The organism is Bacillus sp. AC266, from assembly GCF_979253805.1.
In genome coordinates, this window is the sequence record NZ_CEEDEC010000009.1 from 160,252 (window position 1) to 183,165 (window position 22,914).

Genomic DNA, 22,914 nt, shown 5'->3' on the forward strand with positions numbered 1-22,914 from the left:
ACAAGTTAAAATAATGGAGATGATTATTTAAACAATCATCTCCATTATTTTGTTTTTAAGAGATAAATAGAGAAGAGTTACACAATAGGAGAGGAATTTTACTTGAAAAAAACTATAGTATGCGCAGTGATTGTGGGTATTTTTGTTTTGCTGATATCAGGTAACTTTTTAGTGAAAAAAGTGTGGAGTTCAAATAATGATGATGCGCAGTACATAGCATCCTTTATTGAAGAACATAAAGATGAAAAGAATAGTGCACTTTTAATAAAAAGAAATGATAAAGTCGTGTATTCTGTAAATCCGGATGTTGTATTGCCAGTTGCTAGTACGATGAAGTTAATTGTGGCGCTTGAATATACGAAACAAGTTACAGAGGGGAAAATCGATCCGTCTAGTTTCGTTTCAATTAATGATGTGAATCGTTATTATGTGCCGGGTACAGATGGTGGTGCACAAGATAGATGGCAAAATTATTTGCAAAAAAAAGAAAAGATAACTGAAGGAGCGGTTTCTTTAGAAGAAGTTGCAAAAGGAATGGTTAAGTTTAGTTCTAATGCAAATGCTGAATATTTAATGGAGGTATTAGGATTAGACAATATTAATCGGAATTTACAAAGTTTAGCACTTCCTGCACATCAACCGCTATTTCCGATTGTTTCATCTTTATACATTCCGGGATATTTGCATAAAGAATTACATGTTCCAAAATATAAAATAGAGAAAAAGTTAAAAGAAATGTCTCAAGAGCAATATCGTGAATATGCTATGATTATTCATGAACGCTTAAAAAAGAAGGGACCATTATTACAGAAGGAAATTCCTCTGTATTTAGAGGAACGTTACGACAAAATTTGGTCGGATAGATTGCCGGCTGCTTCCGCTAACGATTATATGGTACTGCTTCAAAAGGCAAATCATCAAGGTGGTCTTACAGAAGCGGAAGAAAAAGTGTGGGCGAATATCGTTGAAACAGATATGAGCGCAAAGAAATATCGTAAAACATTCAGGCATGCTGGACAAAAGAATGGTTATACACCATGGACGGTAACGAAAGCAGTTTATGCAATGGATAAACGCGGAAACTGTACAGAAATTGTTTTCTTGGCAAATAATTTAAATGAAGATGACAGTGCTGAAATACGTAAACATTTAGCAAATCTACACTTTCAAGTGTTGCAAAGTGATAAGTATGATGCGACTTTTATTAAATAAACTCGGTGCTATGAGCGCCGAGTTTATTTTTATGTACAAACACTTTTTCACCATCCTTGGGTATGATGGGTAGTAACACTTAGGCGAAAGGGGAAAAGGTGATGAAACAGAGTAAAGAAGAGTTTATTAAGAATGAAGGCGCTGATTTCCCTGGGAAAACATATGTAGATTGTGTATTACAGCACGTATTTAATTTTCAGCGTAATTATTTATTAAAAGATATGTTTCAAGTGCATAGGGCACATATTGCTATGTTAACTGAAGAGAAGTTAATGAAAAGAGAAGAAGCGAAAGTTATATTAATCGCACTTAAAAAAGTAGAGGGGATTCCAAAGGAGAAGTTGCTATATACAGAGCAACATGAAGATCTTTTTTTCTTAGTTGAACATTTGCTTTCTCAAGAAGCAAAGTGTGAATTTGTAAGTAATATGCATATCGGTAGAAGTAGAAATGATATGGGTGTAACGATGTATCGCATGAGTTTACGGCAATTTGTATTGCGGTTAATGGAACATCATTTATTGCTGCAAGAAAGTATGCTGGAGCTCGCCGGTGAACATATGGAAACAATTATGCCCGCGTATACACATACACAACCGGCGCAGCCGACAACATTTGGTCATTATGTTTTGGCAATTTATGATACGATGCAACGAGATTTAGAAAGAATGAAAAAAGCGTATCATCTTTTAAATCATTCTCCAATGGGGGCAGCTGCCCTTTCTACAACAAGCTTCCCAATTAAGAGAAAACGAGTGGCACAGTTACTTGGGTTTACAAATGTAATTGAGAACTCATATGATGCTGTTGCTGGAGCAGATTATTTATTAGAAGTTAGCTCGTTACTAATGGTTATTATGACGAATACGAGTAGATGGATTCATGATTTTTTACTATTAGCGACGAAAGAATATGATGGGATTACTGTAGCGAAGCCATATGTGCAAATAAGTAGTATTATGCCGCAAAAACGAAATCCTGTTTCAATAGAACATGCCCGTGCTATTACGAGTAGTGCTTTAGGGGAAGCATTTACTGTATTTCAAATGATTCATAATACACCATTTGGCGATATTGTCGATACGGAGGATGACTTGCAGCCGTATTTATATAAAGGAATCGAAAAGGCGATTCGTGTTTTTTGTATGATGAACGCAGTTATTCGAACGATGAAAGTAGAAAAGGAAACGTTAAAAAGTCGTTCATATAAACACGCGATTACGATTACAGATTTCGCAGATGTTTTAACAAAAAACTATGAAATACCATTTCGGCATGCACATCATGCAGCAAGTGCGATTGCGAATATGTCTATGCAGCAGAAGAAAGAATTACATGAATTAAATTTCAAGGACATAAATGTATACTTACAAGAAAATTTGAAAGTGAATTTATTAGAAGAAGAGTGGAAAGAAATTATATCACCAGAAGCTTTTATTCAAAAAAGAAATGTATATGGTGGACCGAGTAAAAAAGAGATTGAGCGTATGATTAAAAATCGAAAAGAGTCATTTCAAAAAGAAGAAGAGGTATTTGAAAAGGAAAAACAAAGAATTTTACAAGCTGAAAATGATTTGAATACGTTAGCTTCGAACATTATTAAATCGTAAAAGAAGGATTTAATGAATTAATCGCCAATACTTAATGAAACTATAAATAGAGAGAAGAGATTGTCGATGATTCAATTACATGTATATGAAGAGATTCTTAATTTTACAGAAGAGGTTACACCATTTTTAGAGAAGAATGAGCAGGAAAATAATCTCATATTAGGTGTATTACAAATGGTCCAAGAACCGATATTTATAGGAGTAGCAAAACAAGAGGAAGAAATTGCAGCTGTATTTCTTCAAACAGAAGAAAAGAAACAAATAATTGTTGCTACGTCTGAGATTTCGGCAGTAGCTATTAAGGAACTTGCAAAAGAGTTAACGAAAGTATATCCAAATATTCCTGGATTGATTGGTAATAAAAAAATCGTACAGAAATTAGCGGAAGAGATTGCAGTGTTAGAGAATAAGAAAACTAATGTTGCAATGGAGCAAGGTATATATGAATTAAAACAAGTAAAGAAAAAGTGGAACGGAGATGGAATCTTTCGAGAAGTAAGTAGTGATGAGCTAACATTAATAGAGCAGTGGATATATCAATTTTGCGAAGATGTGAAGCTTCCTACTACGAAAGAAGAAGCGAAACAAACTGCTCATACATTAATTACTAATCATCGTCTATTTGGTTTAGAAGTAGACGGGAAGATTGTTTCTGTAGCTGCAAAAACGAGACCGACTACAAACAATATAACAGTTAATTTCGTATATACACCGAAAGAAGCTCGGAAAAAAGGGTACGCATCTAGTTGTGTCGCTGCACTTAGTCAACGTATGTTAGATGAAGGTTACAAAACAACGACATTATATACGGACCTGGCAAATCCAACATCAAATAAAATTTATCAAGAGATTGGTTATGAGAAGATGATGGAGTCTGTACTCATATTTTTAGAGAAATAGAATGAAAAGGCACGCTATTATAGCGTGCCTCTTTGTTATTCATCAATTCGAATTACTTCACCCTGCGGGAAATTCTCAGTTTCTAGTAAGTTACGAATAGCTTTCGCAACATATTCAGGTGACAGTAGCTTTCCTTCTTTTTTTAATGCGGTGAATCGATCTAAGTTAATAAAGTCTTCCTTATTTGTTTCACGAATTTGTGTTTGCATATTTGTATCAACAACACCTGGTGCAAAAGAAACGATTTTTACAGGGTATTCTTTTTCTACTTCTTCAGTAGCTACGCACTGTGTAAACATATTTACACCGGCTTTCGTTGTACAATAAGCGCCCCATCCAAAATAAGGGTTTTTCCCTGCTCCAGACGAAATATTTATAACTCGTTTATCTATTTTCCAGTTTTTCGTATGTTTCATGAAAGTAGATGTAAGAATCATAGGTGCAAGTAAATTAATGTGAACGTTCGTAATGAATTGTTCGCTTTCTGCTTTTTCAATTGGCATCATTGGTGCGACTGTGCCTGCATTATTAATTAAATGAATAGATGAAACTTTGTCTTCTTCTATAGATGAAACGACTTCGCTAAAACGAGTTTCTAAATTATGTACATCTTGAAGATCTACGGAATGGAAAATACAAGTACTGTTTTTTTGCTCTGCGAGTTTAGTAAGCTCTTTATTTTCTCTTCTAGAAATAGAGATGATGGTTGTGTTTTCTTCTAACAATTGTGCGGCGATTGCCTCACCTAAACCTTGTGAAGTTCCTGTTACGATAACGTAGCGCATAGTTTTATAAACTCCTCTCGTATGTGCGGAATTTTTTTGGACAACGTACACTCTATAGTTTGTCTACATTTTATAGTATAGAGCACTTTTTACTATAAATGAAATGAGATGATTACGTGCCTTTTTTGAATCGCTTTACAACAACAGTAACTGGTGCCGTCACGTTCACTGGGAATACGTTGGGACTTAGTCCTACATCGCCTGCGCCAGGTAATATTTTTGGTACACTTGCTGTATTTACGACAGTAAATACGTCGTTACAAGTACCAGGATTCCCAGCAGGAACAACGGATGACTGGCAATTGAATTCTTCAAGTGCAATTTTAAACCTTCCGGCAGGGAGTAGTATTTTGTATGCAGAGTTGGTTTGGGCTGGTACTTTCCGGACTGATACGGAAGATGTATTACCATTTTTAAATGATAATATTACATTTACAACACCAGCAGGAACATTTTCAGTTACGCCAGACCCTGCTACCGCGCAGCAAGGTTCGGTAGGAAACCAGTTTTATTATGCTCGCTCTGCTAATGTAACGAATCTTGTAAGTGCAGGTGGGGCAGGCACATATACAACAGGTGCCGTGCCAGCTGCAAGAACTTCAGCTGATCCAACAATCAGTCGTTCAGCTGGCTGGACGCTTGAGGTAGTTTATCAAAATGCAAGTTTACCACTTCGGAATTTATCAGTATATGCAGGTCAAGAAATTATCGATGCTTCATCCCCTCCAGTTGATGCTACTATTTCAGGATTTGCTACTCCAGCAACAGGAGCTGTTACAGGAAGATTGCTCGTAACTGCTCAAGAAGGTGATTCTAACATTGTTGGAGATCAGCTTCGCTTTGGACCGAATGCAAATGCTACAGTCGCATTATTCGGACCGAGAAACCCCGCGAATAATTTCTTTCAATCACAAATTTGTAATGATAGTGGCAATCTAGATACGAGCGGCACATTTGGAGATTTGAATCAGCCGTTAGGAATCGCTTTAGCAGTCCGAAGACAAGGGTGGGATATTACGAATGTAGACGCCTCATCTTCTTTAGTAAACAATCAGACGTCAGCAACTGTTCGCTTTGTCACAAATGGAGATGGATACGCTGCAGCTGGTTTTGGTGTTCAAATTGATGCGACAGGTCCAATCATTAATCCTATTAAATCGGTTAATAGAACAGTTGCAGGGGTAGGGGATACTCTCACCTATACGATTACGGTCCCGAACACAGGAACAGGAAGTGCAGAAAACGTTGTATTACAAGATAGTATTCCGAACGGAACGACATTTGTAGCAGGTAGTGTAACGGTAGGTGGAGTAACACAACCGAGTGCGAATCCAGCGAATGGAATTAATTTAGGTACAATCCCAAATAACACGCAAAGAATTGTTACATTTCAAGTTCGAATAACATCGTTCCCGAACCCAAACCCTATTCCAAATCGTGCAATGGTGTCATATCAATTCCGTCCTTTTGTCGGTAGTCCCCCTATTACAAGTACGTCTTCTTCAAATACAGTACAAACGACAGTGAATCAAGCAACTATAAGTATGCAAAAATCTGTAGACCTACAGACGGCAACGCTTAATGACGTATTAACGTACACAGTTAATGTCACGAATAATGGGAATGTTGCTGCAAACAATGTTATTTTTGTTGATAGTATCCCTGCAGGAACAACATTTGTCGCAAATAGTGTTACGGTAAATGGAGTAGCACGTCCAGGAGCGAATCCATCAAGTAGTATTAATCTTGGAAGTATTAATGCTTCACAAACGACTGTAGTGCGCTTTCAAGTTCGAGTAACATCTAATCCTCTTGTAAATCCAATTCCGAACCGTGCAAGTGTAACATTTAACTTTACTCCAGTGCCTGGCCAACAACCAATTTCAGGTCAAGCGACAAGTAATACTGTATTTACTACTATTAATATAGCTGATATAAGAACGAGAAAAACAGTGGATAGAGCTTTTGCGACAGTTAATGACGTTCTTACGTACACCGTTACAATTGAAAATACAGGAAATGTACTTGCGACAAATGTTATTTTTCAAGATCCGATCCCAACTGGAACGACTTTTATTCCAAATAGTGTGACTGTAGATGGGGTTTCACAGCCTGGAGCAAATCCTGCGACTGGGTTTACAGTAGCGAATATATCTCCAGGTGGAAGTAGGACAGTGACTTTTCAAGTACGAGTCACATCTACGCCATCAGGAGGGACGATTGCGAATCGTGGAAATGTATCGGCTAATTTCGTCGTTATTCCGAATCAGCCGCCAGTAACGATTAATAGACAAACGAATACAGTTGTAACACAAGTTAATACAGGTGGTTTAAATGTAATAAAGGAAGTGAATACAACGCAAGCGGCAGTAGGGGACACTTTAACATACACGATTGCCGTCCAAAATACAGGAAACGTTCCGTTAACAAATGTGTTTTTCCAAGACACTATTTCTTCCGCTGTTTCATTTGTTGCAAATACTGTAACGATTAATGGAGTACCGCAAAGTGGATTGAATCCGAATACAGGATTTTCTCTTCCAAATATTCCTGCGGCTCAAACCGTTGTAGTCACATTTGACGTATTAATTGTACAGGATCCAGAAAATGAAGATATTTTAAATCAAGCAAATGTAACAGCAAGTTTTCAAGTGAATCCGAGCGAACTGCCAGTAACAATCAATGTTCCTAGTAACATTGTGAATACAACTGTACAATCAGGGAATTTTGAAGTTGTGAAAGCAGTGAATACGGATGTTGCAACGGTAGGGGATGTTTTAGTATATACAATCGAAGTCATAAATGCAGGTAGTGTACCAGCTACAAATGTATTTTTCCAAGATTCAATTCCACAAGGGACATTATTTATTGAAAACAGTGTATTTGTTAATGGTGTTTTACAAGAAGGGGCAGATCCAGAACTTGGATTCCCATTAAATAATTTGCCTACTGGCGCGAGTGTAATTGTTACGTTTGAAGTATTGATTGATGAAATTCCCCAAGGAAATAATGTCGTAAATAATGCGAATGTAACTGGAGATTTCCTTGTAAATCCAACAGAGCCACCGATTACTGTAACGGTACCAAGTAATACTGTTATGACAGTCGTGAATTCTTCAGGGTTAAATGTAATGAAAAGTGTAAGCGCTACTGAAGCAGGTGTAGGAGATACGTTAACGTATACAGTTCGTATACAAAATAGTGGAACAGTAGCAGCAACAAATGTATCATTCCTCGATCCTATTCCATCTGGAACAACGTTTGTAGCAAATAGTGTAACAATAAACGGAACACCTCAGCCAGGTTTAAACCCAACGACTGGATTTCCGCTTGCCAATATTCCAGTAGGAGGGATGGTAACAGCTGCTTTTCAGGTGACAATCACGAGTGTACCACCAAATAGAGTTCTTCCGAATAATGCAAATGTGACTGCTGATTTTCAAGTAAGTCCTTTGCAGCCACCAATTACAATTGTAACAATTAGTAATATTGTTGTGACGCGAGTGAATGTAGGATCAATTAATGTAATAAAGAGTGTAAACACACCGCAAGCAGGTGTAGGAGATACGTTAACGTATACGATTCTTATTCAAAATACAGGAACTGTTCCTGCAACAAATATTATTTTTCAAGATCCGATTCCTGTTGGAACTGCGTTTGTAGCGAATAGTGTCACGATAAATGGAGTTGTTCAGCAAGGTGCAGACCCTGTGGTAGGTTTTCCAGTTCCGAATATTCCAGTTGGGCAAACCGTTACAGTTACGTTTCAAGTTATAGTGACGAGTGTCCCGAGTGGTGGAAATATTAGAAACCAATCAAACGTTACTGCAAGTTTTCTTATAAATCCAGCTAATCCTCCAATAACGACTGTTACGAATAGCAATTTCGTCGTGACGCAAGTAAACACAGCACAGTTAAATATACAAAAATCTTCATCTGTACAACAAGCGGCACTTGGAGAAATTTACACGTATTCTGTTGTCATTAGAAATAATGGAACGGTAACAGCAACGAATGTCTCTTTCATTGATCCAATTGCTCCAGAAACAACATTTGTAGCAAATAGTGTAACGATAAATGGAACTCCTCAACCTGGATTTGATCCAAATATAGGTTTTACGCTTCCTAATATAGCTGCTGGAACATCATTGACTGTAACGTTCCAAGTAACAGTAGTTGCGCCATCCACGCGCGGAGCCGTACTAAACACCGCATCTGCAACAGCCACTTTTTTATTAAATCCTTTACAGCCCCCTGTAACAACGACGAATACAAGTAATACGACAGTAGTTACGATACCGTTACCTCCTCCTGGTGAAGTAACAGCAACAAAAACAGTTGACGTTGCAACTGGAGCGGTTGGGGATGTATTAACGTATACCGTGCTAATTTCAAACGTAGGAATTATACCTGTTACAGATGTGTTCTTCCAAGATGTCATACCAGAAGGAACGACATTTGTAGAAGATAGTGTAACGATAGGTGGGGTGCAGCAACTTGGTTTAAATCCAGAAATAGGATTTACAGTTACTCCATTATTAATTAATGGTGGAAGTATTGAGGTAACGTTCCGAGTGACGATTACAGAAATTCCAGATAATGAAGTCATATTAAATGATGCAGACGTTACATTTACTTCACAACCAAATCCGCAGGAACCACCGATTACGGAAACGATATTAACAAATTTAGTCGTTACGACAATTAATATAGCGTTTATTTTTCCGTTAAAACTAGTAGATAAAGAAGTAGCGACTGTAGGAGAAATTTTAACGTATGATGTATTGATTTTTAATTTTGGAACAGTGGCAGCGACGAATGTTCAATTTATAGATACTACTTCCGCGGGTGTAGCATTTGTACCAGGAAGTGTGAGCATAAACGGGGTACCAGCACCAGGATTAGATCCTTTTATCGGTTTTACAGTTCCAGATATACCTGTAGATGATTTTGTACTTGTCACATATCAAGAGATGGTAACGAGCATACCAGAAGGTGGAACAGTTGTTAACTTTGTAGATGTTACGGCTACATTTGCTGTAAGTGAAACAGAGCCGCCTATTACTGAAACAACGACAAGTAACACGACATTAACCGAAATAAATGAACCTGGTTTGAATGTTTTAAAATCAGTAAGTGAGCCAATTGTTGCAGTAGGCGATACAATCACATATACGACAGTAGTTCAAAATACAGGGACAGTGACAGCGACGAATATTCAATATAGTGATGTATTACCTTCCTCTATAGCATTCGTGCCGAATAGTGTAACGATAGGTGGTGTGATACAACCTGGGTTCAATCCTAATAATGGATTCCCACTTCCAGATATAAATTCAGGGGGAAGTGTAGAAGTCACGTTCCAAGTAACCGTTGTTAGTGTTCCATCAAACGGAACAATTGCCAATACGGCAAATGTTACTGGAAGCTTTATATTAGTACCAGGAGAACCACCAGTTATAGTAAATCAGCCAAGTAACACAACGCTCACAACTGTAAATAGAGGACGCTTTAATGTTATTAAACAAGTCAATAGAGCTGCTACCTTAGTTGGAGATGTATTAACGTATACAGTGCAAATAACGAATACAGGAACAGTAACAGCTAACGATGTTCAGTTTATTGATACGATTTCAGCAGGAGCGTCATTTGTACCAAATAGTGTAACGGTAAATGGAACTCCGCAACCTGGTTTGAATCCGATTACAGGGTTTGGAATTGGCGATATACTTGTTGGCAATACGACTATAGTGACGTTCCAAGCGACAGTGACAAATATTCCATCTTCAGGAACGATAACGAATGTTGCAAATATAACAGGAAGTTTTACTTTAGTACCAGGAGAACCACCAGTTGTAGTAACAGAGCCGAGTAATACGACAATAACAAGGGTAAATAGAGGGCGATTCAATGTTATAAAAACTGTCAACAAACAGGCGACACGATTAGGAGATACGTTAACGTATAGTGTGCAAGTTACAAATACAGGAACGGTAACAGCGACAAATGTGCAATTTATTGACGTTCCATCACCTAGTTTAGAATTCGTTCCAGGGAGTGTACAGATAAATGGGATTCCACAAGTAGGTTTAGATCCTTTTGTAGGCTTTTCATTACCGGATCTTGCAGTAGGAGATAGCATACTAATCACATTTGAAGTAAATGTAATCGTAATTCCGCCTTCTAGTAGCATTATGAATACAGCGAGAGTAACTGGTGATTTCGAATTGATTCCAGGAGAACCACCGTTTACAATTACGAATTCAAGTAATACGACAGTCACACCAGTAAATAGAGGCAGTTTAGATATGCTGAAAGAAGTAGATCATTCAATTGTTGGAGTAGGAGAAACGGTAACGTACCGTGTTCGCATATTAAATACTGGTACGGCTGATGCAATGAATGTTCAATTTATTGATGTGTTATCTCCGGAAGCGGCTTTTGTACCAAATAGTGTAACGGTAAATGGGGTAGCACGTCCAGGAGTAAATCCGCAGGTTGGATTTACGATTTTAGACATTCCAGTCGGTGAGACGGCGATTGTAACATATGAAGCTACAATTACAAGTTTTCCAGATGGTGGTACAGTGGTGAACGTTGCTGGGGCGTTAGCTGAGTATATTTTAGTACCAGGAGAGCCGCCAGTTACAGTAATGGACACGAGTAATACTGTGATTGTAACGGTAAATACTGCAATTTTATTTGTTGCAAAAGGAGCAAACTTTGAAGTAGCGATGGTAGGAGATGTTGTCACTTACGGAATTGCTGTTATAAATGATAGTACAGTTCCTGTGACGAATATTGCTTTAACGGATATCATTGATCCGAATACGTTATTTATAAATGGCACGGTAACAGTAAATGATGTACCTTTTCCATTTGCTAATCCGAATACTGGTATTCCGTTAGGTGATTTTCAACCAAATGATGCAGCAATTATTAATTTCCAAGTTGTAATAACAGGAGGGCAAATAAATAACTTAGTTACAAATACAGCGACAGCGAGTGGGTTTGCAACTGTGAATCCAAATGAACCGCCTGTAGTAGTTGAAGGCGATAGCAATACAGTTGTTATCCCGTTTATTCCTCAGAATGTTTCAACGACTGTTGTAAAAGTGGCAGATCATCAAACAGCAACAATTGGAGATGTTATTACGTTTACGACAGTTATTACAAATACGGGAGATACAGCGATACAAAATATTCGTTTTCAAGATATGTTAGATAGTAGTGTTCAATTTGTTCCTGGAAGTGTAACTGTTGATAATACGCCAGTGCCAAATGTAAGCCCAGTATCAGGGTTTCTTATAGGAAGTTTAAATCCAGGTGAAGCACGGACAGTTTCGTTCCAAGTAACAGTTCAGAGTGCACCAAGTGGTTCAGGAAATTATATTAATCAAGCGAGTATTCGCTTCGAACATCAAGTAGGCACAGTATTGCCACCTGTTACACAAATAATAGATAGTAACATAGTTGTCATTCCATTCGTTCCAACGATAGAACAAATTTGTGAAACAAACTTTAATTGTTTAGACAAAATTCCATTTCACTGTTCTCCGTGTAATCAGTTGCGAATAAATAAAAAATAAACACAAAAAGAGCATCCTGAAAGAATAGGATGCTCTTTTTGTTTAGATCAAGTAGCTTCTTCTTCGGGAGAAGTGAAAAATTCGTTGACTTTGTTGGAGAGTAGAAATGGAATAGCTCCTTTTATAACGGAAATGTCCCAGTCCCACCATGCAAGGTTTTCTAGTTTTTCAATGATTTCTTGCGGGAAACGATATCGAACTAGTTTGGCAGGATTACCAGCGACGATTGCATATGGAGGTACGTCTTTTGTAACAACACTCTTGGCCCCGATAATGGCCCCGTTACCAATTGTAACACCAGATAAAATGCAGGATTGATAACCAATCCATACATCATTGCCGACTACGACATCACCTTTTGAAGAAGGATGACCAGTAATGTGTGCTCCTTCTTCGAAGAGGACATTAAATGGATAAGTTGTTATCCAATCAGCACGATGTTCACCGCCAAGTACGAAAACGACTTCTTCTCCTAATGAACAAAACTTACCTATTTTTAATTTTGTTTCATCATTCCAAGAAAAAATAATAGGGCCTACTTTACTGTAAGTATAATCACCGATATCATATTTATTATATTCAGGTTTTTGATTTAAATATAACATACTAATTTTATCATCCTCTCTAAAGAAAGTAATGGATATGGAACATTATATGCAAGGTGAAGTAAGGCGAACTATGTTGTATGAAATAGTAATGTGCAAAAATGTTAGTAGGCAAGATGAATAAAAGGGAGTGAAATGTATGAGATACGAAATGGGATTATATAATAAACCTTTTCAGTCGATTCAATTAGGAAAAAAAGTATATGAAGTACGCTTATACGATAAAAAACGTCAACTTATAAAACAAGACGATGAAATTGTATTTACGAACCTTACGACAGCAGAAACGATGGCTGTAAAAGTAACGGAGATAAAACGATACGAAAGCTTTAAAGCAATGTACGAACAAATTGATAAAAAATTATTTGATTGTGAAGAACTTAGTATAAAAGAAATGTTAGAAAGTACATACGGAATATATACGAAAGAACAAGAAAAAGAATGGGGAACAGTTGCGATTGGTGTTGAGGTAATAAAGTGAGAAGAAATCGCGGTGCAGCTATAATTATACAAGGTGGTAAAATCGCTCTTATAAAACGTGTTCGAGAAGGTGAGCTGTATTTTGTTTTTCCAGGCGGGGGAATTGAAGAAGGAGAAACGCCTGAAGAAGCAACGAAGCGAGAGGTTTATGAAGAATTAGGGGTACATATACAAGTGGAGCATCGGATTGCAAAGGTGGAGTATAAAGGTACGGAGTATTATTATAATGCCCATATTATAGGTGGAGTTTTCGGAAGTGGTAAAGGCGAGGAGTTCGAGCTGAAAGATAGAGGGAGTTATATTCCTTTATGGATGCCGGTAAATGAGTTGCCAAATTTAAATGTAAAACCTTATGATGTGGCCAAATGTGTATTTGATTATTATGGAATATAAGGTCTGACAACATACAAAAAAAACCATTGACATAGCCTTCTGATTTAAGTATTGTATTCGAGTATGTTTATAATCAGGAGGTTTCTATGAGCAATCAAACTACTACACATCATGTGAAAATGACAACAGCAGATCCATCTGGAATCGGTCTATTTGGATTAGCGATGGTAACACTTGTAGCATCGTCTCAAAAGTTAGGCTTAACAGATGGCGTTTCACTTGTATTACCATGGGCAATCTTTTTAGGAGGATTTGCACAAATCTTTGCATGCATTCACGATGCAAAGCACAACAATACGTTCGGTACAACAGCATTTGGTGCGTACGGCCTATTTTGGTTAGGTGTTGGAATGACTTGGTTAATTCAACTTGGAGTATTTGGCGAAAAATTAGCCCAAACTGCAGATTCAAAACAGCTCGGTGTAGCCTTTATCGGATACTTGATTTTCACGATCTTTATGACAATTGGTGCAATGGAAACACATAAAGTATTATTTATGATTTTCGTCCTTATTGATTTCTTATTTATCGGTCTTTCATTAAGTACTTTAGGTGTTATGCCGCACGCAATGCATAATTTAGCAGCGTATTCTGAACTATGTATTTCATTATTATCTTTCTATGGTTCAGCAGCAGCTGTGTTAAATACACACTTCGGAAAAGTTGTATTACCAGTTGGAAAACCCTTTGGTATTTTTAAAAAGTAATAAAAAAGAACAGATGATTGTATAGTCATCTGTTCTTTTTTTTATGGAATAAAATAAAATAGCAAAAAATATAATTGAAATTGATTCTCATTATTAATATAATGAGAATGAGAATCAATTATTGTAAGAGGGGGATGCCGAAGTGGCGAAAATTTTAATAGCGTATGCAAGTATGTCAGGGAATACAGAGAGTATTGCTGATTTAATTAAAGTAAGTTTAGATGCCTTTGATCATGAAGTAGTATTGCAAGAGATGGAAGGTATGGATGCTGAAGAATTATTAGCTTATGATGGAATCATTTTAGGATCTTATACGTGGGGTGATGGTGAATTACCATTTGAAGCGGAAGATTTCCATGATGAGTTAGAAAATATAGATTTAACGGGTAAAAAAGTGGCTGTTTTTGGATCAGGTGATACGGCGTATGAACTGTTTTGTGAAGCGGTAACGATATTTGAAGAACGTCTTGTAAAATGCGGGGCAGAACTTGTACAAGAAGGATTGAAAATTGAATTAGCTCCAGAAGATAAAGAAGACGTTGAAAAATGCAGTGATTTTGCAATTGCTTTTGCCGAGAAGTTCTAGGAACGGGAGTGTCAACGTGGAAACAATGTTAAGTGCAACTGCTATTACAAAGTTAAGAGATGGAAAGCTTTTGTTAGCTACTACATATAATGGTTTATTCATTGAAAAAGATGGAGAATGGAAACAGGCTTTAACTGGTTTCCAAAAACGAATTCGAGATTTACATAGTGAAGGTAACGTAGTTTACGGAGTAGGAGACGAAGGAGTTTTTATTCGTAGTATGAATGGTGGAGAAACGTGGACGATCCAGCGCTTTCCAACGAAAGCAACGAGCTGGAATGTATGTAGTAATGAGAATGGAACAGTAATTGCTCATGGAGATAAAACACTATATCATTCTAATGATTTTGGTTCCACATGGGAGATTATTCAGCCATTTCTTAATTACGGTAGTGAGGCACCATCTATTCGATCATTATTTTTATATAAACATTACTTATTTATCGGTACGAAAATACATACTAAATATGGTGGTGTTTGGCTTTTTGATTTAGAGACACGTAAATTAAAAAGGATTAAAATAGCGATGAATCAGATGATTTCTGCGTTGACTATACATAATTCCTATTTAGTAGCGGCAAGTGGATCGTGCAAGGGGATTAGCGGAAATATTTCTTTTTGCAGAATAGATGAGAGTATCGAAAATGATAAAATAGGTTGGCATACATGTCAAAGTGAACAAAAAGCGAGTAGTTATTTAGATTTAAGTGTGGATCAACATGTGTTATATACAACGTCAACGCAAAATAAGGCGGGAATTAGCACTGTTTGCCGTGTGCTTCTTGAAGAAGGAATTGTTACAGTATGTGATTCGGTTAAAGGGCATGGTTGGCGCATTGTTAATGAAAAAGAAGGCTATGTTGTAGCTGGATCAGGTGAATTAAAAACGATGCAGTGGAAAAAAAAGCTGTATAACTTTAAAAAAACTTTACTTTTATTATATTGGTATGATATAGTTACTTTAAACCATTTTACTTTTAATAATATAGAGATTTAAATGAGCTGTAACTTCCGAGGAGGATAGCAATGTTAAATCTCCTCTGGGGTTGCAGTTTTTTAATATATGATGTATTATTGTAAAGTGGTTGAAAATGAATATGTACATATAGGTACATTGTAGGAGGATTTTTTAAATGCAAAACGGTAAAGTAAAATGGTTTAACGCAGAAAAAGGTTTCGGTTTCATCGAGGTTGAAGGCGGAGAAGACGTATTCGTTCATTTCTCAGCTATCCAAGGCGACGGCTTCAAATCTTTAGAAGAAGGTCAAGAAGTTACTTTCGAAGTAGAACAAGGTAACCGTGGACCTCAAGCTACAAACGTAAACAAGAAGTAATTATGAAAAAAAGAAGGGCTTGCCCTTCTTTTTTTTTGCGTTTTTATTGAATATCCTCCTATGTACATGTAATAATAAGACTGAATTTTTGATTTTTATGCGAAGTTTTTCATGCATAAAGTGCATTAATAAATAAATACTGAAAATAAAGTATGTGTGTGAAAAGGAATTTAGAAAGAGGTAAATAAATTGAAAAACGCTACACACTTCATTGTGTTTGATATTGAAAGGAATTTTAGGCCGTATAAATCAGAAGACCCGTCAGAAATAGTTGATATTGGAGCTGTAAAAATAGATGTGAGTACAATGAAGGTTATTGGAGAATTTTCAGAGTTAGTAAAACCAAGTGCCCCATTAACTCGTCATACAACAAAATTAACTGGAATTACAAAGAAAGATTTAATAGGTGTAGGGAATTTCCCTCAAATTATAGAGAAATTTATTCAGTTCATCGGAGAAGATTCAATATTTGTTTCATGGGGAAAAGAAGATTACCGTTTTCTATCTCAAGATTGTACATTATACGGTGTAGAATGCCCATGTATGGAAAAAGAGAGCAGATTTGATGTGCAAAAATTTGTTTTTCAGGCGTATGAAGAATTATTTGAGCATACACCAAGTTTACAATTTGCAGTGGATCAGCTCCGCTTAACGTGGGAAGGGAAGCAGCACCGGGCTTTAGCAGATGCTGAGAATACAGCAAATATCTTTCTGAAAGTATATGGCGAGAGAGATATTAACAAGCGATACAAGAGACATGGTGAGCTTGAACTTGTAAAGAACGGAAAACTAACAGAAAAAGCGAAAAAAAGGATGCGGAAATGGGTGTTTAAAGAACTGAGAAAAAATACAGAGCGTCCTTTTGTATGGAATGCATTTGAAAGTAGTGACACGTGGGAAAGTATAACGGAAAGATATTATATAAGTGAATCAGCAGTAGAACTTCTGAAAAAACACTTTCCTACTGCGGTGAGAAAAGCGGAGCGGCAGCTTAGGTATTTGGCTGAGATGGAGAAAGTAGTAGAAGAAAGTTAGTAATAAAATTTATTTTATTCATATGTACAACTAGACTTCAGGATTAAGTTGCTGAAGTTTAGTTGGAGAATTCACGGCTTGTCCTGTATTATTAATGGAATATTTTGTTGTTTTTAGTACGGATATACATAGAAAAGAGTGTAGTTTAATGGAAGTAATCTTTAACATTTTAACCGTTTTAGTTTTTTTGATAATATTTACCACACTATTTGCACTAATTACACTTCCTTTCATAGCAAAGAAGAAGAATTGGAAAAAGCTTAATATATCTTTAGCTCGTGGTGTATTAAAGATTAAAATCGAAGAGTAAGGTAAGAGTCTTATACAAGGGAGGTGTGATAGTGATAGACTTGGAAATCAAAGATGTCACCGTACAGATGGAATTAAATGGTGTCTTTTGGAATGAGGATGGAATTGCTGAAATGATGGTGACTACAAAAGCGGAGCATTCTCTTATTCTTCGTCTAGTAGTTGACTTAGAAAGTAAAACGATTCGTGCGATGAATGCCGAGATAGTGGGTGGGTTCTGTCCTCTATGTAAACAGAAAAGGAACGAATGTAGTGAACTTAATGACGTGCAAAATAAAATGGATATTTTAGAAGAAGCCTACGATTGGGTGAGAGAGCATCCGGAATATCGTTTTCAATTATCTTTTTACGAGTACAATAAATTTGAGGTAGTAAAGTGAAATTTTCATTTTAACAACATACATAATGACTAAAAGGAAAAACACCAAAAACTTATAGAAGGACTTGGTCAACTAGGAATATTGAAGTAGATGTCTCTCATGGAAATACGCTTGTACAACAAGGAAGGAATCTGCTTGATTCTACAAGAAATGTCATCTTGGACCAAAAATATTTTTTGAAAATAAGCATATTTGTTATAAAGAAGAAAAACCGATTCTTAGTAGAATCGGTTTTTAGTATAAATGTCAACTATGTCCCAAATAAAAGAGCGCTTGTTAATAGAGCTCAGTAAAAATAGGTATATGGAAGCATTTATTCGATCCCATTCGGATCATAAGAATACTGCTGTTTATTCTCAATCCGCTCAATTACGTCTTGTAATTCATCCGGCTTCAAAAACTCAATTGGAGAGAAGCCTTTCTCAAACGTAAGTGTATCAGCCTCAATCATTAATACATATCGGTCGTTTACCTTTGCAATATGTATTAGGTCTCCGAAATCAGCAAGCAAAGCCTTCACAGAGATATGATCTGCTTTTAGCTTTAATTCCACTTCAGGGGCGTGCTCGACGATTTGAGCGGTAGCTTCCATTACTTCTTCTGTTGAAAATTGTTCCATAATTTCGCGTTTCGGACTGGCAGCCCATACTTCCATCGCTTGGTCGAACTGTTCACGTTCTTCAGTACCTTCTTCAAATACATCTTCAATTTGGTCGTATACCATGTCCATTACTTGTGTTTTCATAATTTCAGGCATAGAGCGTTCGTATTCGACGAATTTTAAGAAGTCTTCAAAGTAGCGGGCGTGTGATGCTTGGTGTATTTTTAGTTCGCCAGGCTCCACCATACCTTCTTCAGGCATGTATGGGTACTGGATAGATTTCATATTCTTTGTTGTGATGGCCATTTCAACGTTACGAATAAGTGTTGATTCATCAGAAATGGAAGCAACCTTTGGTTCGAAGTCACATTTCATTACGAATACGAATGGATCATCAAAGTATTTGCGTAGTTTTGCTTGAGCGATTAAAAACACACCACCACGTACAGCGCTTGTGTCAAGGTATGTATAAACGAGAGGTTCGCTCATATCTTTGAAGTTTTCTTTTGTTTCTGCAAAGCGAATACGATTAAATAAGTTGTAATGAGGGTTTGAATCGAGTTCATGCCCTTCTTCTACAATAAAGCGACCGATCTTCGTTGGGGCTTGTTCTGTTTTTGCGTGACGTTCTACTTTTCGCTTTGAAATTTTTAATAATTCACCATTCAAAAATTCTTTTAAAGAGCTATCTTCATACTCTTCAGCGTCTAATGTTTGAAAATGTTTATAGCGCTTATCAACTGCTTCACCTTTTCCTTCTACTTGTACTACATAAAAGGAAAGAAAATTTATTTCAAAATCCATATTTATCACCTTGTTTCATTTCATTAACTCTTATCAGTATAGAGATGGAAAAAACTTTCGTCAATTTATATAAGGAAGGGGGAGCCCCTTCCTTATATATTTGTTATTTTCGAAATTAAAATCCGTCTTCTAATGCTGAAAATGGAATATTTAGCCTATTTTCTACTGTACGTAAACGCTGATTTAAGCGGTTTAATCTACGCGTATGACGCTCAACTGTGTTTTCTAGTTGACGTACTCTTTGCTCAAGCTCATTTACTCGTCTTTCTAATTGACGGTTTCCAGTACCAGGGAAAGAGATTGGAAGTTGAAATTGTCGATTTTGATCATATGGATTAACTTGTTCTGTTTGATCTATATATTGTTGGTATTGTGCCTGTAAATCATACTGAGGTTGGTAACCATATTGGTTATATGGATCATAAGGATTGTAGGGATACATAAAAACATCCTCCATTTCTTTATAATAGGTTAAATTCATCATAATGTATGTGCAAAAGCGGAGTAGTGGCACGGCAAATACCTATATACCTGAAGTGAATGATTGTTTTTACCGATAAAAGCTCGGTTTAAGTTGTTAATAATGATCACATATGAGAAAGCGGTATTGCGGTTTCTGAAGCATGCAGGTGAATAGAGAGGTGAAATGAAAGGGTGTTACATTTGTATTTCATCTGTTGAATGGTATATACTGGATGGAGATAGGTTGCATAAAAGTTACAATTTTATCAAACTCGAAAATTTATATAAATATGTATAGACATTTACAAAAGAAAAGAGTAATTTTAATAGAGTAAAAAACAACTTGTAACATTTTCTAAATATATTGTAAAATGATTGTAACAAAAGATACATAAAAATGAAATAATACATAAGAAATAATGTTGGGGAAAAGGAGAGAGTATATTGTTCCGAAAAATAAAGGGTATATTAGTAGGGGTGCTATGCGTAGCTGTAGTAAGTGGTTGTGGTACAAAAGTAAGTGATGTGGCATTAGTAAGTGATTTTGGTGGGAATGTTGTAGAGGCTAAGGCTGATGTGCAGGATTCAATTAGCTTAGTGGATGGGCGTACTGGTACTGAAGTGAAAAAAATAGACTTATCGAGTTTAGGTTATTTTGAAGATGAGGCGAAATTCAAAAAATCCGTAACGAAGGTTGCAGGTGAAGTCGGGAAAAGTGTTGACAAAAAGATGGTCCCTTCACGTATAGCATCTGATGGATCATGGCAAGAAGGAAAGCCTTCTTTTGAATTAATGGAAAAAGAATTAGTAGATAAATTATTAAACGTTGGTATGTGGGATTCTTCATATCAGTTACCTATCGTTGAGAAAAAGCCTACCGCAACATTAAGTGATGCGCAAGGAAGTGGCACGGTAATTGGTAGATATGAAACGAATTTAGGTGGATCAGCAGGTGGCCGTATTGAGAATATTCGTTTGTCGGCAGCGAGCATAAATGGAGTTGTATTAGCAAAAGGAGACAGTTTCTCTTTCAATGCATTAATCGGTGATACAACGCCAGATAAAGGATATCAATTAGGTAAAGAAATTGTAGATGGTAAATTAGTAGATGGTTATGGTGGTGGTGTTTGTCAAACATCATCAACGCTATACAATGCAGCAGATCAAGCTGGTTTGAAAATGGTAGAGAGAACTACACATTCTAAAACAGTAGGTTATGTCCCTCAGGGAAGAGATGCAACAATTGCTTATCCATATTTAGACTTAGTATTTGAAAATACGAATGATGCTCCTGTTAAGCTTTATATGGGCATTCAAGGTGGAAAGTTAGTTGCTGAAGTACATAAGATGAAATAAATATGTAGTTAAAGGATAAGAAAGTAAAATATTTATAGTTTCTATAATTGAATCCATCTCTTCTGAATTTCAGAGGAGATGGATTTTTGTCATTAATGGCCTTCCTTAAAAAACTATGAATTCTGATTTTTCTTATTTACATAGTGTGTTTTTAGTTGTATCCTTCATAGTAACGGCGATGTTAGTTTGTTTTGAAATAAAGGATTAGGAGAGGAAGTTATTCATGGTACAAATTCATCCGAAAACACGTATTGGTCATGTCGAATTTAAAGTAAAAGATTTAGAGCGTCAAATTGCTTTTTATGAGAATGTAGTAGGGTTAGAGGTAAGTAAGGAAGACGGGAATAAAGCATATTTAACAGGAAAAGGTGGTAAGAATACGTTACTTGTTCTTGAGCAGTTGGAAGATGCAGCGCTACAAGAACCGCGTACGACGGGTATATATCACGTTGCCTTTTTAGTTCCGACTCGTGAAGCTTTTGCTTCGGCACTATTTGGTGTTATTCGCAATAAAAAGGTAATTGATAGTCCGGCTGAGCAAGAAGGACGTTATACATATTCAAATGAAATTTTGCCAATTTCAAGATTTAATAGTGCAAGTGATCATACGTATAGTGAGGCGTTTTATTTACAAGATTTAGAGGGGAATGGTATCGAGATTTATGCAGATCGCCCTCGAGGTCAATGGGGAGAAGGGCCAGGGGGAAGTACGCCACTAGATTTAAAAGAACTGGCAACGCTCGTTAATTATGAGTTTGATGGATTACCTGCTGACACTGTCGTTGGGCACGTCCATTTACGAATAGCTGATGTAGAAAAGTCACATGAGTTTTATGTAGATACAGTAGGTTTTGAAGTACAACAGCGTGAAGATGATTGCTTATTTATTTCGGCAGGAGGGTATCATCACCATATTGGTGCAAATACGTGGAACGGGGTAAATAATCCACATCCACCAGCACATGCAACTGGACTAAAAGTGTATACGATAGTACTACCGCATAAAGAAGCGTTAGATGAAGTGAAAGAAAGATTAATAGAAAAACAACATGAAATAAATGAAACTACAAATGGATTTACTGTAGTAGATCCAAGTGGTATTACAGTGCAGTTTGAAATAGAAGCAGTATAAAAGGAAAAAGGAGCCAGAAAGTGTTTAATCACTTTCTGGCTTGTTTTTGATTATTTAGAGCTCAATCCAATACCTTCTCACAACATTCCCATCTTCTTCAGTGAAATCATCATCACGGAGACCGCCGTTATGTAAAATCGTTTTCTCTGAAGCAGTATTCACTTCGTCGCAAACGACAAGTGCTTTCGTGATGTTTAATTCTTTCGTTTTTTCTAATGATAACTCTAGTAACCTTGTAGCATAACCTTTTCTTCTTTCAGAAGGGCGAATACCATAACCGATATGGCCTCCAGCATTAAATAAATGCTCCGTCAAACTATGACGAATATTAACAGCTCCTACAATTTTATTTTCATTTGTAACAAGCCAATAAGTAGAATCTGGTACCCAAGTTTCAGGAATATTTATTCCGTTATGTGCGTCGTGTAATTCTTGAATCATTGCCGTGAAATTAGAAGGATTTTTTGAAATAACCCATGGAATCATCGTTTCACCGCTATCTTTCCATTCGTTATAAAAATCTAAGTATTCTTCTTGTAAATCAGTAGTAGGTGTAAGTAAAGAGACGTTCATTGTTAGTAAGCTCCTTTTATTTATGTTTTATTTCACAAAAATTATGATATAAAATGAAAGC

General features: G+C 36.5%; 19 protein-coding genes. 14 read left to right on the forward strand and 5 right to left on the reverse strand.

Features of this window, described 5'->3' with window-relative positions; genetic code table 11:
• Nucleotides 1-102: 102 nt before the first annotated feature.
• The 3 genes from AC0IXC_RS26730 (at nucleotide 103) to AC0IXC_RS26740 (ending at nucleotide 3,722) form a co-directional block, all read left to right on the forward strand.
• Nucleotides 103-1,212, forward strand: coding sequence for a serine hydrolase (locus tag AC0IXC_RS26730; RefSeq protein ID WP_098168392.1), 1,110 nt, complete (start codon nucleotides 103-105; stop codon nucleotides 1,210-1,212).
• A gap of 101 nt (nucleotides 1,213-1,313) precedes the next feature.
• Nucleotides 1,314-2,822: an argininosuccinate lyase gene (gene argH / locus AC0IXC_RS26735; protein WP_215590043.1), complete on the forward strand. Its 1,509-nt coding sequence runs from the start codon at nucleotides 1,314-1,316 to the stop codon at nucleotides 2,820-2,822.
• A 66-nt stretch (nucleotides 2,823-2,888) separates the two neighbouring features.
• Nucleotides 2,889-3,722 carry a GNAT family N-acetyltransferase gene (locus tag AC0IXC_RS26740; RefSeq protein WP_002014365.1) on the forward strand — a complete coding sequence of 278 codons (834 nt, stop codon included), beginning with the start codon at nucleotides 2,889-2,891 and terminating at the stop codon, nucleotides 3,720-3,722.
• A 35-nt stretch (nucleotides 3,723-3,757) separates the two neighbouring features.
• Here the strand turns inward: AC0IXC_RS26740 and AC0IXC_RS26745 are convergent, their stop codons facing one another.
• Complete coding sequence (locus tag AC0IXC_RS26745; protein WP_088039927.1) at nucleotides 3,758-4,507, reverse strand: (S)-benzoin forming benzil reductase; 750 nt, start codon at nucleotides 4,505-4,507, stop codon at nucleotides 3,758-3,760.
• Between the two features lie 116 nt (nucleotides 4,508-4,623).
• On the opposite strand from AC0IXC_RS26745, the gene AC0IXC_RS26750 reads away from it, so the two are divergent.
• The gene (locus AC0IXC_RS26750) at nucleotides 4,624-12,096 is read left to right on the forward strand and encodes a DUF7507 domain-containing protein (protein WP_471653584.1); all 7,473 of its coding nucleotides are present in this window, start codon (nucleotides 4,624-4,626) and stop codon (nucleotides 12,094-12,096) included.
• A gap of 47 nt (nucleotides 12,097-12,143) precedes the next feature.
• Here AC0IXC_RS26750 and AC0IXC_RS26755 read toward each other — a convergent pair whose 3' ends face one another.
• Entirely contained in the window at nucleotides 12,144-12,701 is a 558-nt protein-coding gene (locus AC0IXC_RS26755; protein ID WP_215590040.1) for a CatB-related O-acetyltransferase, read from the reverse strand.
• A 139-nt stretch (nucleotides 12,702-12,840) separates the two neighbouring features.
• Between AC0IXC_RS26755 and AC0IXC_RS26760 the strand changes: the two genes are divergently transcribed.
• From AC0IXC_RS26760 to AC0IXC_RS26795, 8 genes are all read left to right on the forward strand, one after another.
• Entirely contained in the window at nucleotides 12,841-13,182 is a 342-nt protein-coding gene (locus AC0IXC_RS26760; RefSeq protein WP_002128458.1) for an ASCH domain-containing protein, read from the forward strand.
• Complete coding sequence (locus AC0IXC_RS26765; RefSeq protein WP_060749166.1) at nucleotides 13,179-13,574, forward strand: NUDIX hydrolase; 396 nt, start codon at nucleotides 13,179-13,181, stop codon at nucleotides 13,572-13,574. Before AC0IXC_RS26760 ends, AC0IXC_RS26765 begins: the two co-directional genes overlap by 4 nt.
• 86 nt (nucleotides 13,575-13,660) lie before the next feature.
• Nucleotides 13,661-14,281 carry an acetate uptake transporter gene (locus AC0IXC_RS26770; protein ID WP_000070943.1) on the forward strand — a complete coding sequence of 207 codons (621 nt, stop codon included), beginning with the start codon at nucleotides 13,661-13,663 and terminating at the stop codon, nucleotides 14,279-14,281.
• A gap of 142 nt (nucleotides 14,282-14,423) precedes the next feature.
• Nucleotides 14,424-14,867, forward strand: coding sequence for a flavodoxin (locus AC0IXC_RS26775; RefSeq protein WP_001062757.1), 444 nt, complete (start codon nucleotides 14,424-14,426; stop codon nucleotides 14,865-14,867).
• 16 nt (nucleotides 14,868-14,883) lie between these two features.
• Nucleotides 14,884-15,864, forward strand: coding sequence for a WD40/YVTN/BNR-like repeat-containing protein (locus AC0IXC_RS26780; RefSeq protein WP_471653585.1), 981 nt, complete (start codon nucleotides 14,884-14,886; stop codon nucleotides 15,862-15,864).
• A gap of 136 nt (nucleotides 15,865-16,000) precedes the next feature.
• Nucleotides 16,001-16,201, forward strand: a complete 201-nt coding sequence (cspB, locus tag AC0IXC_RS26785) for a cold shock-like protein CspB (protein WP_001179147.1) — start codon at nucleotides 16,001-16,003, stop codon at nucleotides 16,199-16,201.
• 189 nt (nucleotides 16,202-16,390) lie between these two features.
• A complete protein-coding gene (locus AC0IXC_RS26790; protein WP_193652433.1) occupies nucleotides 16,391-17,236 on the forward strand; it encodes an exonuclease in 846 nt (281 codons plus the stop codon).
• Nucleotides 17,237-17,577: 341 nt separating this feature from the next.
• Nucleotides 17,578-17,925: a hypothetical protein gene (locus AC0IXC_RS26795; protein ID WP_002087722.1), complete on the forward strand. Its 348-nt coding sequence runs from the start codon at nucleotides 17,578-17,580 to the stop codon at nucleotides 17,923-17,925.
• A 313-nt stretch (nucleotides 17,926-18,238) separates the two neighbouring features.
• Here AC0IXC_RS26795 and AC0IXC_RS26800 read toward each other — a convergent pair whose 3' ends face one another.
• Both AC0IXC_RS26800 and AC0IXC_RS26805 read right to left on the reverse strand, forming a co-directional pair.
• Nucleotides 18,239-19,330, reverse strand: coding sequence for a DUF3900 domain-containing protein (locus AC0IXC_RS26800; protein WP_002014380.1), 1,092 nt, complete (start codon nucleotides 19,328-19,330; stop codon nucleotides 18,239-18,241).
• Between the two features lie 115 nt (nucleotides 19,331-19,445).
• On the reverse strand, nucleotides 19,446-19,772 hold the full coding sequence (locus tag AC0IXC_RS26805) for a hypothetical protein (RefSeq protein ID WP_002087720.1): 327 nt from the start codon (nucleotides 19,770-19,772) through the stop codon (nucleotides 19,446-19,448).
• 464 nt (nucleotides 19,773-20,236) lie between these two features.
• On the opposite strand from AC0IXC_RS26805, the gene AC0IXC_RS26810 reads away from it, so the two are divergent.
• Both AC0IXC_RS26810 and AC0IXC_RS26815 read left to right on the forward strand, forming a co-directional pair.
• Entirely contained in the window at nucleotides 20,237-21,148 is a 912-nt protein-coding gene (locus AC0IXC_RS26810) for a VanW family protein (RefSeq protein WP_002128453.1), read from the forward strand.
• 223 nt (nucleotides 21,149-21,371) lie between these two features.
• The gene (locus AC0IXC_RS26815) at nucleotides 21,372-22,280 is read left to right on the forward strand and encodes a VOC family protein (protein ID WP_002033610.1); all 909 of its coding nucleotides are present in this window, start codon (nucleotides 21,372-21,374) and stop codon (nucleotides 22,278-22,280) included.
• 54 nt (nucleotides 22,281-22,334) lie between these two features.
• Here AC0IXC_RS26815 and AC0IXC_RS26820 read toward each other — a convergent pair whose 3' ends face one another.
• Nucleotides 22,335-22,853 carry a GNAT family N-acetyltransferase gene (locus AC0IXC_RS26820; RefSeq protein ID WP_471653586.1) on the reverse strand — a complete coding sequence of 173 codons (519 nt, stop codon included), beginning with the start codon at nucleotides 22,851-22,853 and terminating at the stop codon, nucleotides 22,335-22,337.
• Between the last annotated feature and the right edge of the window lie 61 nt (nucleotides 22,854-22,914).

Coding starts and splice junctions, on each gene's coding strand:
- argH (WP_215590043.1), top strand. CDS start 1,314: ATGAAACAGAGTAAAGAAGAGTTTATTAAGAATGAAGGCGCTGATTTC.
- cspB (WP_001179147.1), top strand. CDS start 16,001: ATGCAAAACGGTAAAGTAAAATGGTTTAACGCAGAAAAAGGTTTCGGT.
- AC0IXC_RS26820 (WP_471653586.1), bottom strand. CDS start 22,853: ATGAACGTCTCTTTACTTACACCTACTACTGATTTACAAGAAGAATAC.
- AC0IXC_RS26800 (WP_002014380.1), bottom strand. CDS start 19,330: ATGGATTTTGAAATAAATTTTCTTTCCTTTTATGTAGTACAAGTAGAA.
- AC0IXC_RS26760 (WP_002128458.1), top strand. CDS start 12,841: ATGAGATACGAAATGGGATTATATAATAAACCTTTTCAGTCGATTCAA.
- AC0IXC_RS26745 (WP_088039927.1), bottom strand. CDS start 4,507: ATGCGCTACGTTATCGTAACAGGAACTTCACAAGGTTTAGGTGAGGCA.
- AC0IXC_RS26755 (WP_215590040.1), bottom strand. CDS start 12,701: ATGTTATATTTAAATCAAAAACCTGAATATAATAAATATGATATCGGT.
- AC0IXC_RS26740 (WP_002014365.1), top strand. CDS start 2,889: ATGATTCAATTACATGTATATGAAGAGATTCTTAATTTTACAGAAGAG.
- AC0IXC_RS26770 (WP_000070943.1), top strand. CDS start 13,661: ATGAGCAATCAAACTACTACACATCATGTGAAAATGACAACAGCAGAT.
- AC0IXC_RS26805 (WP_002087720.1), bottom strand. CDS start 19,772: ATGTATCCCTACAATCCTTATGATCCATATAACCAATATGGTTACCAA.
- AC0IXC_RS26815 (WP_002033610.1), top strand. CDS start 21,372: ATGGTACAAATTCATCCGAAAACACGTATTGGTCATGTCGAATTTAAA.